This window comes from Pseudomonas sp. RIT357, from assembly GCF_000632245.1.
Classification (GTDB): Bacteria; Pseudomonadota; Gammaproteobacteria; order Pseudomonadales; family Pseudomonadaceae; genus Aquipseudomonas; species Aquipseudomonas sivasensis.
On the sequence record NZ_JFYX01000012.1, the window covers coordinates 434,058 to 447,940 of the forward strand.

The 13,883-nt window shown below is 61.6% G+C and carries 14 protein-coding genes; 8 read left to right on the forward strand and 6 right to left on the reverse strand.

Annotated elements, in window-relative coordinates:
• Window positions 1–90: 90 nt before the first annotated feature.
• The gene (locus BW43_RS16075) at window positions 91–1,038 is read left to right on the forward strand and encodes a LysR substrate-binding domain-containing protein (protein WP_032886412.1); all 948 of its coding nucleotides are present in this window, start codon (window positions 91–93) and stop codon (window positions 1,036–1,038) included.
• Window positions 1,039–1,252: 214 nt separating this feature from the next.
• Complete coding sequence (locus BW43_RS16070; RefSeq protein WP_027604683.1) at window positions 1,253–1,663, forward strand: HPF/RaiA family ribosome-associated protein; 411 nt, start codon at window positions 1,253–1,255, stop codon at window positions 1,661–1,663.
• Window positions 1,664–1,713: 50 nt separating this feature from the next.
• Here the strand turns inward: BW43_RS16070 and BW43_RS16065 are convergent, their stop codons facing one another.
• The gene (locus BW43_RS16065) at window positions 1,714–3,225 is read right to left on the reverse strand and encodes an MFS transporter (protein WP_032886413.1); all 1,512 of its coding nucleotides are present in this window, start codon (window positions 3,223–3,225) and stop codon (window positions 1,714–1,716) included.
• 104 nt (window positions 3,226–3,329) lie between these two features.
• Between BW43_RS16065 and BW43_RS16060 the strand changes: the two genes are divergently transcribed.
• Complete coding sequence (locus tag BW43_RS16060) at window positions 3,330–4,202, forward strand: LysR family transcriptional regulator (RefSeq protein ID WP_032886415.1); 873 nt, start codon at window positions 3,330–3,332, stop codon at window positions 4,200–4,202.
• A 176-nt stretch (window positions 4,203–4,378) separates the two neighbouring features.
• Here BW43_RS16060 and fecA read toward each other — a convergent pair whose 3' ends face one another.
• The 3 genes from fecA to BW43_RS16045 all read right to left on the reverse strand — a co-directional run bounded on the left by fecA (window position 4,379) and on the right by BW43_RS16045 (window position 8,236).
• Window positions 4,379–6,718 (reverse strand): TonB-dependent Fe(3+) dicitrate receptor FecA, encoded by a 2,340-nt coding sequence (fecA, locus tag BW43_RS16055; protein ID WP_032886416.1) that lies wholly within the window; start codon window positions 6,716–6,718, stop codon window positions 4,379–4,381.
• A gap of 91 nt (window positions 6,719–6,809) precedes the next feature.
• Window positions 6,810–7,751, reverse strand: coding sequence for a FecR domain-containing protein (locus BW43_RS16050; protein ID WP_032886417.1), 942 nt, complete (start codon window positions 7,749–7,751; stop codon window positions 6,810–6,812).
• Complete coding sequence (locus BW43_RS16045; protein ID WP_032886418.1) at window positions 7,748–8,236, reverse strand: sigma-70 family RNA polymerase sigma factor; 489 nt, start codon at window positions 8,234–8,236, stop codon at window positions 7,748–7,750. The genes BW43_RS16050 and BW43_RS16045 overlap by 4 nt, the downstream gene beginning before the upstream one ends.
• 170 nt (window positions 8,237–8,406) lie before the next feature.
• Here BW43_RS16045 and BW43_RS16040 point away from each other — a divergent pair, with 170 nt between their 5' ends.
• The 5 genes from BW43_RS16040 to BW43_RS16020 are packed head-to-tail and all read left to right on the forward strand — an operon-like array spanning window position 8,407 to window position 12,169.
• Window positions 8,407–8,709 (forward strand): DUF3649 domain-containing protein, encoded by a 303-nt coding sequence (locus BW43_RS16040; protein WP_032886421.1) that lies wholly within the window; start codon window positions 8,407–8,409, stop codon window positions 8,707–8,709.
• Window positions 8,706–10,280: a PepSY domain-containing protein gene (locus BW43_RS16035; RefSeq protein WP_032886422.1), complete on the forward strand. Its 1,575-nt coding sequence runs from the start codon at window positions 8,706–8,708 to the stop codon at window positions 10,278–10,280. Before BW43_RS16040 ends, BW43_RS16035 begins: the two co-directional genes overlap by 4 nt.
• Window positions 10,281–10,607, forward strand: coding sequence for a DUF3325 domain-containing protein (locus BW43_RS16030; RefSeq protein WP_032886424.1), 327 nt, complete (start codon window positions 10,281–10,283; stop codon window positions 10,605–10,607).
• 9 nt (window positions 10,608–10,616) lie between these two features.
• On the forward strand, window positions 10,617–11,195 hold the full coding sequence (locus BW43_RS16025; RefSeq protein WP_032886425.1) for an RNA polymerase sigma factor: 579 nt from the start codon (window positions 10,617–10,619) through the stop codon (window positions 11,193–11,195).
• Window positions 11,192–12,169 carry a FecR family protein gene (locus tag BW43_RS16020; RefSeq protein ID WP_032886426.1) on the forward strand — a complete coding sequence of 326 codons (978 nt, stop codon included), beginning with the start codon at window positions 11,192–11,194 and terminating at the stop codon, window positions 12,167–12,169. The genes BW43_RS16025 and BW43_RS16020 overlap by 4 nt, the downstream gene beginning before the upstream one ends.
• Here BW43_RS16020 and BW43_RS16015 read toward each other — a convergent pair whose 3' ends face one another.
• Both BW43_RS16015 and yejK read right to left on the reverse strand, forming a co-directional pair.
• Window positions 12,170–12,520: a glutaredoxin family protein gene (locus tag BW43_RS16015; protein WP_032886428.1), complete on the reverse strand. Its 351-nt coding sequence runs from the start codon at window positions 12,518–12,520 to the stop codon at window positions 12,170–12,172. It abuts the gene before it with no gap.
• Complete coding sequence (yejK, locus tag BW43_RS16010) at window positions 12,520–13,524, reverse strand: nucleoid-associated protein YejK (RefSeq protein ID WP_032886429.1); 1,005 nt, start codon at window positions 13,522–13,524, stop codon at window positions 12,520–12,522. The genes BW43_RS16015 and yejK overlap by 1 nt, the downstream gene beginning before the upstream one ends.
• Between the last annotated feature and the right edge of the window lie 359 nt (window positions 13,525–13,883).

Sequence of the window (13,883 nt, forward strand, 5' to 3'; positions counted from 1 at the left end):
AGGACGAGCGCAATTGGCGCGATACTGAGCCTCTGGATCGGCACTGACCAACGAATTATCCTAAGACACCCTTTAGCAGGACTAAACCCTATGGCTCGCCCTCTCCATGGCCAGACTTATGTCTGGTTACACGTGTTTTCCTGCGCTGCGCGGCATCTGTCGTTCACCCGCTGCGCCGAAGAACTGCACATCACACCGGGGGCGGTGAGCCAACAAATCCGCCAGTTGGAGGAGCGTCTTGGGTTTCGGCTGTTCCATCGACGGGCGCGGGGTGTGGAGTTGAGTGCGGAGGGGCAGCGGTTGGCCGCTACGGTGGGGGAGGCTTACGGCAGCATTGATGCCGAATTGCAGCGGCTCGATGCGGGGATGATTAGCGGCACCTTGCGCCTACGCTCGATCCCGTCGTTTCTCGGCAAGTGGCTCACCCCACGTTTGCCACGCTTGCAGCAACGCTTTCCGGACATCCAACTGCGCATGGTTGCCGAGGACAGCAGCATTGCCCTGCATGAGGGGGACTTCGACCTGGCTATCGACTTGAACGACGGCAGCTACCCTGGGCTGTTATCCACAGCCTTGCTGGATGAGCAGATATTTCCGGTGTGTGCGCCAAGCCTATTGCGCGGTCGTCCGCCCTTGCATGGCCCGGCCGACCTTGTGCATTTCCCGCTGCTGCACGACATCACCGCCTGGCGTGGGAGTTATGAGTATGCCGAGTGGGAGTTTTACCTGAATGCAATTGGCTACCACGACGCCGATGTTCGCCGCGGCCACACCTTCAACCGCAACCACTTGACCATAGAAGCCGCCATCGCCGGTATGGGCGTGGCGATTGCGCGGCGTACTTTGCTCAACGATGAGCTGGAGCGCGGCACCTTGATCGTGCCATTTGGCCTCGCGGTGCCCAACCACAAGCGCTATGTGCTGCTGTATGCGCCAGGCGCACTGAGCCATCCGGGCGTGCGCGCGGTGCATGACTGGCTGGTAGAGGAAGCGGGGATTTTTCGCACATTGCACCCGCTCGGAGAGGGGCAATTGTGAGGATCGCAGGGCGTAAGAAAGATGTAACTAACTCCCCACCCTAACAGCGTTTTTGCTTGTCGTCAGGGTTAATTTGTAATGTAGGATTTATCTTTGCAAAGGGGTTGAAATGTTTCTCTGGCTGCTCAATTGTGTAATCAAGAGGTCATGGTTTCACCACCCCGGTGTTGCAGTTTGTGACCTCTCGCGAGCTAGCTGAAATAAGGGAAGAACTATGCAAATCCAAGTCAATAGCGATAACCATATTGAAAGCAGCATCCGACTGGAGGAGTGGGTACGTACTACCATTGAGAGCACGCTCGAACGTTATGAAGAAGACCTGACCCGAGTGGAGGTCTATCTGCGGGATGAGAACGGCGACAAGCCCGGTCCCCACGATTTAAGTTGCCGCCTGGAAGCGCGGCCAAAAGGCCATCAACCACTGTCGGTATCCGCCAAGGGCGATACCCTGGAACAAGCGATCGACAGTGCGGCCACCAAGCTGGACCACGCGTTGGAACATCTGTTTGGCAGACTGCAAGGCAAGCCCCGCGCTGCCGCGAAAAACCAGCCAATCAACAAAGTGAATGAAGACGCGCTGGAACAGGAATTCCTGGAAAACGAAAACGCTGTCATCAACGGCTAACTTTCTTTTGACCCCCTCAAACGGGCCTGCATCTGCAGGCCCGTTTTCGTTTAGCGCCTGCGTCGGAAAAAATACCGGCTCAGCACCGCCAGCCCGCCCGCACCCAACCCGGCAAACAGCATCGCCCAACCGGCGCCGTGGCGCAGTGCTGCCTGAGCGTCGTTGACTGTCAGCCCCATCGACTCGAGTTTTCCTGCGGCAATGTTTTGACTGATAACCGGCCAATCCATTGCCGTGGCAGCGGGCAGCACCTCGGCCAGGTGATGGCTGATCCCCAGCAACAGCACCAACCCCATGAGGGCAATGTTGAGCGCCAGGGTGATCAGCCGCGCACTGAGGTCGATGCCTGAGGCCATGCCTGCGCGATCCGCCGACACCGAGCCGGTGGTGGTGTTGGTGGTGGGCGAGTTGGTCAGCGCCAGGCCTACGCCGGCGATCACGCAACTGAGCAGCACCAGCTCAATACGTGGGTGCTCGGCGCCGTTGACGGCGGCCATGGCCAGAAAGCCCGCGCCCATCAGGCCCAGGCCCAAGGGGATAATGCGTTCGGCGCCATAGCGCAGAGCCAGGCGCTCGGCCAGCGGCGGCACCAGCAAGGTCGGCAAGGTGTAGGCGAGTAGGGCTGCGCCGGTGGTCAGGGTGTCGTAACCCAGGCCCGCCTGGAAGTACAACGGCAGGTAGATCATGAACGGCCAGAAGCTGAAGTTCATGCCGATAGAGCCCATCAACGCGCCGTTGAAACGCTGGATGCGGAACACCGAGAAGTCGAACATTGGGTGTGCACTGCGAAGCTCGACCGCGATGAACAGCAGCAAGCCGAGCACCGACAACGCCGCCCAACCGAGCATGGCCGGTGCGCCGAAGCCGTGCTCGGTGCCTTGGGTGATGAAGTACACCAGGGCAAACACCGACACGGTCAAGGTGAGCATACCGGCGATGTCCAGGCGACGGGCGGCCGGGTCGCGGGACTCCTGCACGCTGATGTGCAGCAGCACCAGGGTGAACAGGGTGAGCGGCACGTGCACGAGGAACACCCAACGCCAATCCGCCACCGCCAGGATCAATGCGCCGATCATCGGTCCGAAGCCCAGGCCCACGCCAGCAATCACGCCCCATATTGCAAAGGCCCGTGCCCGTGCTACCGGTTCGCTGAACAGGTGCGACAGGATGGCGAACTGGCAAATCATCATCGCTCCTGCACCGATGCCCTGAACAAACCGCGCCGTGATCAGCAGCGAAGCCTCCTCGGCCAGCCCACAGGCCAGCGAGGCCAGGCCAAACACCCACAGGCACAACACCAGCATGCGGCGACGGCCAAAGCGATCCGCCAATGTGCCCGCCGCCATCAGCACGCTGGTACAGGCCAAGGTGTAGGCGTTCATGATCCATTGGGCGTCCTGGAAGCCCGTGCCCAACTCTCGCTCGAGCGTCGGCAGGATCACCGGGACGCTGGAAATCTCCAGGCCGAACATCAGCGCGACGAGGCACACGGCAGTGAGGGCCAGCCCATTCCTGGCGGTGCGCGGGCGGCTGGTGGCGGTTAACGTGGCGACGGGTGGCATGGGATTCTCCTGTGGATGGGTATCGGGATATTTTCAGGGGAATAGGGTTCGTTATTCGTGATAAGTTTTCTGCTAATAGGGGAATCAAGGGCGACAATAGAGCCATGGCCACACCGCGTTTTGATGGCGTTGAGCTGTTTCTGCAAATCGTCGAAAGCGGCAACCTGACCGAGGCCGCCGAACGCCTGAATCTCACACGCTCGGCGGTTGGCAAGGGCCTGGCGCGATTGGAGGCACGCTTGGGCACGTGCCTGCTGCAGCGCTCCACCCGCCGCCAGCGTTTGACCGAGGACGGCCAGGCGTACTACGAACATTGCCTGCGGGCGTTGGCGGAACTCGAGGCTGCCGAATCGGTGCTGGAAAGTGGCCGGCAACAGCCACGCGGCCGCTTGCGGGCCAGCTTGCCGCTGGCCTTCGGGCACCACTACGCGGCCCCGGCATTGTGGGGATTGATGGCGCGTTATCCGGAACTGGAAATCGAGATCAGCTTCGCCGATCGGCTGGTGGACCTGGCACAGGAAGGCTTCGACGTCGCCGTGCGGATCGGCCCGCTCCCCGACACCGACCGCCTCAGTGCGCGTCGGCTGGGCGAGCAGGCCGTGGGACTGTCAGCGTCACCGGCGTACTTGCAGCGCGTTGGGCCGATTGAATGCATCGAAGACCTTGCCGGCCATCGCGGCATCGCCTACCGCAGCAGCACCCCGCACCGCAATCGCGTGGCCTCACCGTTAATGATGGACGACCTCCAGGCTGTGGCCGATGCCGCCATCGCGGGCGTCGGCCTGGCCTGGTTGCCGAGTTGGTTGATTGCGCACTATGTGCTGCGTGGGAAGTTGGTCGCGGTATTGCCCGGCTATCGCGAGCAACCTGCGCCCATCCATGTGATCTGGCCCACTGCCACGCATATGCCGGCCAAGACACGGTGTGCAATCGATGCATTGGTCGAAGCCACCCCCAGTTGCCTGGCGGGCAGTTAGAACCGGCGGGTCAGGGCGAGCATTCTATTAAGGCAAACGGGTTTGTTGTGGCGAGTGGGCTTGCCCCGCGTTAGGTTGCGAAGCGACCCCAGCTCTTTGTTTGAAAAGGCCGGGCCTGCTACGCAGTCCAACGCGGGGCAAGCCCGCTCGCCACAGGTGGTGTGTTGCTTGGGCAGTTAGAACGCGATGGAGGTCTGCACGTACACCGTGCGTGGCTCACCGACGTATTTGCCCTTGTTGTTATCGTCAAACGAGCGCGTGAAGTATTGCTTGTTGAAGATGTTCTTCACGCCGACCGCCACGTTCAAATCCGACAGTTGCGGGCCGAAATCATAGGCCGCGCGGCTGCTGAACAGCATGTAGCCGGGGATGCGTCCGTTGGCACCGTCGGCGGTCTCGGCCTCGGTGTTGGCGTTATCGGCGAACTGGCTGCTCTGGTAGCTGCTGTCCACATTGAGTTTCCAGCGCCCTTCGGTGTAACCCACGCCGAGGGTGCCTTTGTGCTTGGACGAGAAGGGCACGCGGTTGCCTTTGTTCGGGCCGTCTTCGCGGATGGTGGCGTCGACGTAGGCGTAGGTGGCGTACACATCAAAACCGGCCAACGCCGGGCTCAAACCATCGAGGGCGTAGTTGACGCTGGTTTCGATACCCTGATGGCGTGTCTCACCCCGGGCGATTACCGAGTCGTTGGTCTGGTTGCTTTCATACTGGTTATCGAAGTTGATCAGGAACGCACCGATCTCCGCGCGCAAGGTGCCGTTGTCATAGCGGGTACCCAGTTCCCAGGTGCGGGCTTTTTCCGGTTTGACTTCACCGCTGGTGACACGGTTGGGCATCTGGCTGTACTGCACGCTGCCGAATGAACCTTCGGTGTTGGCATACAGGTTCCAGTCGTCGGTCAGGTGATAGAGCACGTTCAGCGCCGGCAGCGCGGTGTTGTAGTCGCCTTTGTATTTGACGTTGGTCAGGTTGTTGCTCTGCTGGGACTCGATCATCTCGTAGCGAATGCCCGGGGTGATGGTCCACTTGCCGATATCAATCCGGTCATCGACGAAGAACGCATTGGCTTCTGTGCCGCCACGGGTGTCGCGGTCGTTGCGGCTGTCAGTCGTTGGGATTTGCTGGTTGTTGGCTGAAATCGGCGTGCGGTAGCGCAACTCGTGGCCGGCTTCGTTGATGTAGCGGTAGCCGACGCCCACTTCATGGCTGGTCGGGCCGAGGTCAAAGCCCTGGGCGAAGCGGGTTTCCACGCCGCGCACCCAATACTCACGCGGTGACAGCGACAGGAACGTGCCCTGGTCCAGATAACCGCTGCGCAGGGTCTTGGTGAAGAAACTGTTGACGGTGAATTCGCGACGATCCTGTTCGTAGCGGTAGCCGACGTTGAACATCGTGCGGCGGCCCCAGAATTTGTCGTAGGGGCGGGTGGACTGGTACGGATCGGCCTTGTAGTTCGCCACGTTCAAACCGCCGGGCATATCGGCCTGGCCTTCGTAGTACTGCGCCATGGCGTTGAAGCTATTGGCGTCGTCGAGCTGGTATTTGCCCTTGAGGATCAAATCGTCGATGCGCGTGTTGCTGTTTTCGCGCCAGTCGCCACCCCGGGTGCCGGAATACAGAATCGCGCCGCCAAGGCCATTGTCGGCCGTGCCGCCGGCCAGCAGGTTGCCGGTGGTCTTGAAACCGTCATGGCTGGATGACGGGCTGGTTTCAGTCTGCAAGCCGCCTTTGACCGTGGGCGCATCCGGGATCGCGCGGGTCACAAAGTTGACCACGCCGCCGACGTTCTGCGGGCCGTAACGCACGGCGCCGCCGCCGCGTACCACGTCCACCGCGTCCATGTTGCCCATGCTGATAGGTGCGAAGGACAGTTGCGGCTGGCCATACGGCGCGAAGGGCACCGGGATGCCGTCCATCAGCACGGTGGAGCGCGACGCCAGGCGCGGGTTGAGTCCGCGAATGCCAAAGTTCAGCGCCATGTCGTGGCTGCCGGTGCCGTTGTTGTCCGGAGCGTTGACGCCGGGGATGCGGTTGAGCACGTCCTTGGCTTGGGTGGCGCCTTGGCGTTCGAACTCTTCGCGGCGGATCACATCGCGGGCGCCGGGGTGTTCGAACACATTGGTTTGTGCCGCATCGCCGAGCCAGTCGCCGACCACGCTGGAAGTCGCCAGCTCTACCGCAGCGGGTGCGTTTACCGGTTGCAGGCTGAAGGCGTTGTCACCTTCAGGGCGGGCTTCCAGGCCTGTGCCTTCCAGCAGTTTTTGCAGGCCTTCGGTGGTGCTGTAGCTGCCGGACAAACCACGGCTCTGCATGCCCGCCGTGATTTCGGAACCGAAGGAAATCAATACGCCGGCTTCGCGACCAAACTGATTGAGGGCCGCTTCCAGCGAGGTCGGGGCAATGTGATAAGGCTTGGCGTCGGCGGCCATCACCGGGGGCAATACTGCGAAACTGAGGCTGGCGCCCAGTAACAGTTGGCGCAAGGTGCGGGCGATTAGGGTCGGCTGCTGGGGCATGAAGAGCGGTCCTGAGAAGGAAGGATCAAGGTGGCTTTCCTTCTCTGTCACGCGAGGTGTGGAAAACGGCTCACAGGTACAGAAAATAATTTCAGGCGCGCGCCTGCACTGTCACCCAATAGCGGGTAAAGCGCCGCACTTTCACCGGCAGGCTGACTTCCAACAGGTTGAGAATGCGTTCGCTGTCGTCCAGCGGGTAGCTGCCGGAGATCAATAAATTGGCAACCTGCGGATCGCAATTGACCTGGCCGCGACGATAGCGGCCCAGTTCGCCGAGGAAATCTTCCAGGCGCATGTGTGCAGCCACCAGCATGCCGTCGGCCCAGGCGCCGCTGTTGGCGTCGGTGGGGCGCGGGGTGTCCCAGCCTTTGCGGGTGAAATTGACTTGGCGCGCCGCTTCGACTGTCAGCGGCAGTCCGCTGTAGGTGTTCGGCATCACCTCGACTTGGCCGTCGAGCACCGCCAGCTGGGTGTGGTCGTTGAACTGACGTACGTTCAGGCGCGCCGCTTGGCTGCTGAGCAGGCCCTGGCCGGTAAGGACGCGCAATGGCGTGTTGCCCGCGATGCCGTTCAGCATTATCTCGCCTTCGAGCAGTCGGATCAGCCGTTGCTGGCCATCAAAATGTACATCTACGGCACTGCCGGTATTGAGCTGCAACTGGCTGCCGTCGGCCAATTGCACCTTGCGGCGTTGGCCCACCGGGCTGCGGTAGTCGGCGGTCAGGGGCGGCAGAATATGCTGCTGGCGCAGGCTCCAGGCGGCTGCCGAGCCAGCGCCGAGGATCAACAGCAACTTCAGCGCCTGCCGCCGGCTGGTAGACGTCGGCGCATTCAACGCGGCGTGAGCCAGGGGCGAGGGCATGCCGCGCAGGCGCTGGTTAACGCGCTGGATATGGTCCCAGGCGCGCTGGTGCTCGCTGTGGGCATTCAGCCAGTGTTGCCAGGCGGCCTGTTGGCGTGGGTTGAGCGCGCCTTGCTGCATTTCCATCAGCCAGCGCACGGCCTGTTCGGCGACTTGGGTCGAGACGTTCATAGGGCAAAGTAGCAGCGCATGGCGGCTTTATTCAGGTGGCGTTTGACGGTGGCAATGGAAATGCCCAGTTCAGCGCTGATCTGCGCGTAGGTCAGGCCATCGAGTTGGGCCAGCAGGAACGCGCGCTTGACCTGTGTGGGCAAGCCGGCGAGCAGTTGATCCAGCTCGACCAGGGTTTGCAGGATGATTGCGCGTTCTTCTTCCGACGGCGCCACGTGTTCGGGCATTTGTGCGAGGGCGTCAAGATAGGCGCGTTCGAGGTCCTGGCGGCGATAGAAGTTGAACAGCACGCGCTTGGCGACGGTGGTGAGAAACGCGCGCGGCTCGACCAGCGTGGGCGTTTCCCTTGCAGTGAGTACGCGGACGAAGGTGTCCTGCGCCAGGTCGGCAGCACTTTCCGGGCAGCCGAGCTTGCGTCGCAACCAGCCGGTGAGCCAGTGGTGATGGTCGTTGTACAGAACTTCGACGGGGTTGGACGGGCTCAACGCAAACACTCCGCAAATATCGGCATGCTTTAGAGAACAAGAATTGTTCGCATTGTATGGCCCGAGACACGGTTCGGCAATCCGGCAGAGCAGGTGTTTCATCCGTTCTCTTTTGCTTATGAGAATATTTATCATTAATATTGCGCGCTGATGAACCTGGCGCCTCCCGCATGAAAAGCAAAACTTCGCTTCCCGCGCTCTACCGCTTGGCTGTCACCTCCCGCGTGCTGGCGGCCGTGGTCGGTGGCTACCTCATGGCCTCCCTCGCCGCCATCTGCCTGGCATTGTGGATGCCAACCTCTCGCGCCGACGCCGTGATCACCGGGATGATGAGTTCATTTGTGTTCTATTTGCTGGCCGTACTCTGGTGCTTCGCCTGCCGTACGGCTTGGCGCGCCTGGTTTGGCGTGATGCTGCCGAGCGCAGTCTTTGCCGCTTTGGCGGGTGTTGGCTTGTGGATGGTGCGCACATGAAAGAGGGATTTCGCCAGGCCATGGCCTGGCTGCATACCTGGGCGGGCTTGATCTTCGGCTGGCTGCTGTTTGCGATTTTCCTGACGGGCACGCTGTCTTACTTCAAGGATGAGATCAGCCACTGGATGCAGCCCGAGGTCCAGGCTCATCCGTTGGACAATGCGCGCAGCCTCAGCGTCGCGCAAACCTACCTGCAACAGGTGGCACCCACAGCGGCACGCTGGTTTATCGCCCTGCCGGATAGCCGCGACCCCGGCCTGTCGGTCATGTGGCAAGACAAGCTCGACCCCGGCCGCCGCGGCAATTTCATGCGCAAAACCCTCGACCCCGTCAGCGGCCAAGCCGTAGAGGCCCGCGAAAGCATGGGCGGGGATTTCTTCTACCGTTTCCACTTCCAACTGCAAATGCCGCACCCCTGGGGCCGCTGGCTGTCCACCCTCGCTGCGATGGTGATGTTCGTGGCGCTGATCACCGGCATCATCACCCACAAGAAAATATTCAAGGACTTCTTCACCTTCCGCCCCCGTAAAGGCCAGCGCTCCTGGCTCGACGGGCATAACGCGGTGGGTGTGCTCGTGCTGCCGTTTCACCTGATGATCACGTACAGCAGCCTGGTGATCTTTATGAGCATGGTGATGCCGGCGCCGATCATGGCCTCCTATGGCAACGATACCCGCGCATTTTTCAACGAGATATTCCCCGCGACCAACAACGCGCCGGCGTCGGGGCAGCCGGGCAAATTGGTGCCGCTGCTGCCGATGTACGAGCAAGCGCGGGCGCAATGGGAGGGTGGCCACGTAGGGCGGATCGGGGTGAATAACCCCGGTGATGTCAACGCGTCGGTCAATGTGTTCCGCGCAAGTTCCGACAGCGTGGTGCATGAATTCGACAGCATTGTGTCGTTTAACGGGCACACCGGCGAACTGTTGCGGGCCAGCGACGGGCAATCGTTGACCGCCATGGTCGGCGGCAGTTTCTACGGCCTGCACATGGGTCATTTCGCTGGGCCGGTGCTGCGCTGGTTGTACTTCATCTGCGGCCTGGCAGGCACTGCGATGATCGGCACCGGGCTCGTGATCTGGCTTGGCAAGCGCCAACTCAAACATGCCAAAACCGCTGTGATGCCGTTTGAGCTGCGACTGGTGGAAGTGCTGAATATCGCCAGCATGTCCGGTTTGCTGATCGCCATTGCAGCGTTCTTCTGGGCCAACCGCCTGCTGCCGGTGAGCCTCGCCGAACGCTCCGATTGGGAAGTGCAGACCTTCTTTATCGCCTGGGGCCTGAGCCTGTTGCACGCCATTGTGCGTCGTGGGCGCCAGGGTTGGGTCGAGCAATTGAGCGTCGGTGCGTTGTTGTTTGCCGCGGTGCCACTGCTCAACGCAATCACCACCGATCACCCTTTGGGCGTGTCCCTGGCCCGTGGTGACTGGGCGATGGCCGGCTTTGATCTGACCTGTCTGGGCAGCGGCGTGTTTCTCGCTTGGGCGGCGTGGAAGATGCACCACCGCACGGCACCGCAGCCCAAGGCTGAACGGGCGCGTCCGCTTAACCTCAAGCAAGAGGCCAATTGAATGCTCCTCGCGCTGCTGATGTGCTATGCCGGGTTTACTGCTCTGTGCCTGTCCACCGATCGCCATCACGGCGAACTGCTGCACAGCAAGCCATCGCCTCGTCGACGCCTGGGTTTGCGTGTGGCTGGCGGGTTGCTGCTTGCCGTCGCGATCTGGCCCGCCGTGAGCGTGGCTGGCTGGGGCCTGGGATTGGTGGAGTGGTGCGCTGTATTGATGCTCAGCGCGCTGCTGCTGGTGTTGCTGTTGCCGTATCGGCCAAGGCTGGCCTTGATCCTCGCGGGCGTCGGCCTGATGGCCAGCCCCGTTGCGGCCTTCGCCACCCTCTGAGCCCAAGCCATGATGATCAGCACCCCACCCGAATCCCAGGACAGCTCGCAAGCTGATGCGGCGGGTGGGCGTGCGCATTTTCTGCAGGTTTTTCTGTCCCAGCGTTCGCAGATGGAAGCCTTGGTGAGTCGACGTGTAGGCTGCCGCGCCACGGCGGCCGACCTGGTGCAGGATCTGTTTCTACGCTTCTGGCGCCGGCCGTTGGTGCAGGTCGAAGAGCTCAGCACCTACCTGCTGCGCTGCGCCGGCAATATCGCCATCGACCACCTGCGCAGCGAAGGCGCGCGGGTGCGCAGCAGCGAAGGTTGGTTGCCCGAGCAGCAGGACAACCAGGGCTCTGAACCCCAGGCCGCACTGGAAGCGGGTAACGACCTGCGCCATGTCGAAGCCGCCTTGCGCAGCCTGCCCGAGCGCACTCGGCAGATTTTCCTGCTCAACCGCATCCATGGCCGCAAATACGCGGAAATCGCCAAGGCCATGGGCCTGTCCCAAAGTGCCGTGGAAAAACATATGATGCGTGCCCTCGAAGCTTGCAAGGCCAGCCTTCGCGACCCATCGCCTCCACGCACGCCAGGGAAAGCACCGTGAACGTCACCCCCACGCCCGAGCAGGAACACGCCGCACTGGCCTGGCTGAGTCTGTTGCACGACCAACCCAGCAGCGGCGACCAGGCGACGTTCAGCCACTGGCTGCGCGCCAACCCGGCACACGTCGAGGCCTACGCCCAGGCCCAGGTGCTCTGGGAGCTGAGCGAAGTACCTGCACGCGCCCTGGCGGAAGAAGAAGCCCTGGCATTGCAGGGCTACCTCAATACGATGAACACCGCGAAGCGTTCACGTGTCGTACGCTGGTCCGGCGCCCTGGCCATGGCTGCCTGCCTGCTGTTGATGGTGTCCATGGGCGTAGGTTGGCAGCCATCGCGTTGGGTCGATGATTTCGGCGCCGATTACGTGACGGCGCCAGGAGAAATAAAAACCGTCACCCTGGCGGATCAATCTCAAGTCACCCTGGATGCCGACAGCGCGATTGCCGTGGATTTCAGCCATGGCGAGCGGCATATCCAGCTGCGTCGCGGCGCCGGTTTTTTCAGCGTGACCCACACCGGCGAGTCCTTTGTGGTGGGGGCGGGCAGCGGTGAAGCGCGGGTGCTCGGCACACAATTCGAAGTGCGCCTGCAACCAGCGGGCGCTCAAGTGACGGTGTTGTCGGGGCGGGTCGGCGTGACGCCGTCGGAGCAGGGCCAGCAGCAGGTTTTGACGGCAGGTCAGCAAGTGGTTTACGCCGATGGCATTGCCGATCCCCTGCACGCGGTCGACAGCGAATCGCGCCTGGCCTGGCGCGACGGCTGGCTCAACTACTACAAGGCACCGCTCGCCGATGTGGTGAAGGATTTGGGGCGTTACTACCCTGGCCGCATCCTGCTGCTCAACGAAGATATGGGCGCCAAGCGGGTCAGTGGCAGCTTCCCGAGCAAAGACCCGCAGGCCGTGCTGAACGCGTTGCAGGCAGTGCTGGGGTTTGAACAGCACAGCCTGCTGGGACGGGTGATCGTGGTGCGCTGATTATTTCAACGCCGCCATGATCGCCTCAGGGTTGTAATCGCGAATCAGCGTCCCATTCACATCCACAAACGGAATCCCGCCACCGCCCAACGCCTCATACGCCTTGCGCGCAGGGGCGTCCTTCTCGATGTCGAAGGCCTGGTACGGAATGCCTTTCTGATCCAGGAAGCGCCGGATCTGCTTGCAGTAGCCACACCACTCGGTGGCATAGAGCACCACCCGCGCCGAAGTGCGGACCTGCTCTGAAACCACCTGCGACGGGTTGAATAGCCGCTCGATCTTGCCCCAGTTCTGGATAACCACCACCACCAGCAACACCAACAGGACTTTCTTGAGAACCCCGCCGAGCATCAGTTACGGCGCTTGAGCTGGTCAGTCAGTTGGGTCGGCAGGCCCTTGATGATCAGGGTGCCAGCGGCTTCGTCGTACTCAATCTTGTCGCCCAGCAGGTGCGCTTCAAAACTGATCGACAGCCCTTCGGCGCGCCCGGTGAAGCGGCGGAACTGGTTAAGGGTGCGCTTATCGGCGGGGATTTCCGGCGAGAGGCCGTAGTCCTTGTTGCGGATATGGTCGTAGAACGCCTTTGGTCGATCTTCATCGATCAAGCCCGACAGTTCTTCCAGGCCCATCGGCTCGCCGAGCTTGGCCTGGCTGCTGGCGTAGTCCACCAGGGTTTTGGTTTTCTCGCGGGCGGACTCGTCCGGCAGGTCTTCGCTTTCCACGAAGTCGCTGAAGGCCTTGAGCAGGGTGCGGGTCTCGCCCGGACCGTCGACGCCTTCCTGGCAGCCGATAAAGTCGCGGAAGTACTCCGAGACTTTCTTGCCATTCTTGCCTTTGATAAACGAGATGTACTGCTTGGACTGCTTGTTGTTCTGCCACTCCGACACGTTGATCCGTGCGGCCAGGTGCAGTTGGCCCAAGTCCAGGTGGCGCGACGGAGTCACGTCCAGCTCGTCGGTTACCGCTACGCCTTCGCTGTGGTGCAGCAGGGCGATGGCCAGGTAATCGGTCATGCCTTGCTGGTAGTGGGCGAACAGTACGTGGCCGCCGGTGGAGAGGTTGGATTCCTCCATCAGCTTCTGCAGATGCTCAACGGCGGTGCGGCTGAAGGTGGTGAAATCCTGGCCACCCTCGAAATATTCCTTCAACCAGCCACTGAACGGGTGCGCGCCGGACTCGGCATGGAAGAAACCCCAGGCCTTGCCTTGTTTGGCGTTGTAGCTCTCGTTGAGGTCGGCAAGCATATTCTCGATGGCGGCGGATTCGGAGAGCTCCGAGTCGCGTGCGTGGAGAACTGCGGGCGTGCCGTCGGGTTTTTTGTCGATCAGGTGGACGATGCAATGACGGATCGGCATAGGCTTCTCGGCTGGTTGAAGGGGAGCGGTTGGCCTCCCCGAAAAGTCGCCCAGTGTACCGCACCCATTGGTCAAGACGCGCTTCGAAGGGCGTTTTGGGTGGGGTCCGACCGGGTATATTCCTTTTTTTGACGGTTTAGAGCGATAAAGCTGACCAAATGGGTAGGTAGAGGCGGATATTTCCCCGTCTCTGTGCTAGTTTTGCCCCGTCTTACGCCAAGTCTCGGCGTTAAGCGTGCATTCAGCATCTGTCAGGTCGAACCAATCCCCGTTTCAAGCATCTATAACCCCGTTCTCCGAGGTTATAAGCCTGGGGTGCCAGGCCTAGACGGTCGGGCTCGACGGCTGACACTGCACTC

Bases quoted from the DNA above. Each gene is read 5' to 3' on its own strand.
- BW43_RS16035 (WP_032886422.1), top strand. From the start codon at position 8,706: ATGAAAGAGGGATTTCGCCAGGCCATGGCCTGGCTGCATACCTGGGCG.
- BW43_RS16050 (WP_032886417.1), bottom strand. From the start codon at position 7,751: ATGAACGTCTCGACCCAAGTCGCCGAACAGGCCGTGCGCTGGCTGATG.
- BW43_RS16075 (WP_032886412.1), top strand. From the start codon at position 91: ATGGCTCGCCCTCTCCATGGCCAGACTTATGTCTGGTTACACGTGTTT.
- BW43_RS16070 (WP_027604683.1), top strand. From the start codon at position 1,253: ATGCAAATCCAAGTCAATAGCGATAACCATATTGAAAGCAGCATCCGA.
- BW43_RS16040 (WP_032886421.1), top strand. From the start codon at position 8,407: ATGAAAAGCAAAACTTCGCTTCCCGCGCTCTACCGCTTGGCTGTCACC.
- fecA (WP_032886416.1), bottom strand. From the start codon at position 6,718: ATGCCCCAGCAGCCGACCCTAATCGCCCGCACCTTGCGCCAACTGTTA.
- BW43_RS16065 (WP_032886413.1), bottom strand. From the start codon at position 3,225: ATGCCACCCGTCGCCACGTTAACCGCCACCAGCCGCCCGCGCACCGCC.
- BW43_RS16025 (WP_032886425.1), top strand. From the start codon at position 10,617: ATGATGATCAGCACCCCACCCGAATCCCAGGACAGCTCGCAAGCTGAT.
- BW43_RS16015 (WP_032886428.1), bottom strand. From the start codon at position 12,520: ATGCTCGGCGGGGTTCTCAAGAAAGTCCTGTTGGTGTTGCTGGTGGTG.
- BW43_RS16030 (WP_032886424.1), top strand. From the start codon at position 10,281: ATGCTCCTCGCGCTGCTGATGTGCTATGCCGGGTTTACTGCTCTGTGC.
- yejK (WP_032886429.1), bottom strand. From the start codon at position 13,524: ATGCCGATCCGTCATTGCATCGTCCACCTGATCGACAAAAAACCCGAC.
- BW43_RS16060 (WP_032886415.1), top strand. From the start codon at position 3,330: ATGGCCACACCGCGTTTTGATGGCGTTGAGCTGTTTCTGCAAATCGTC.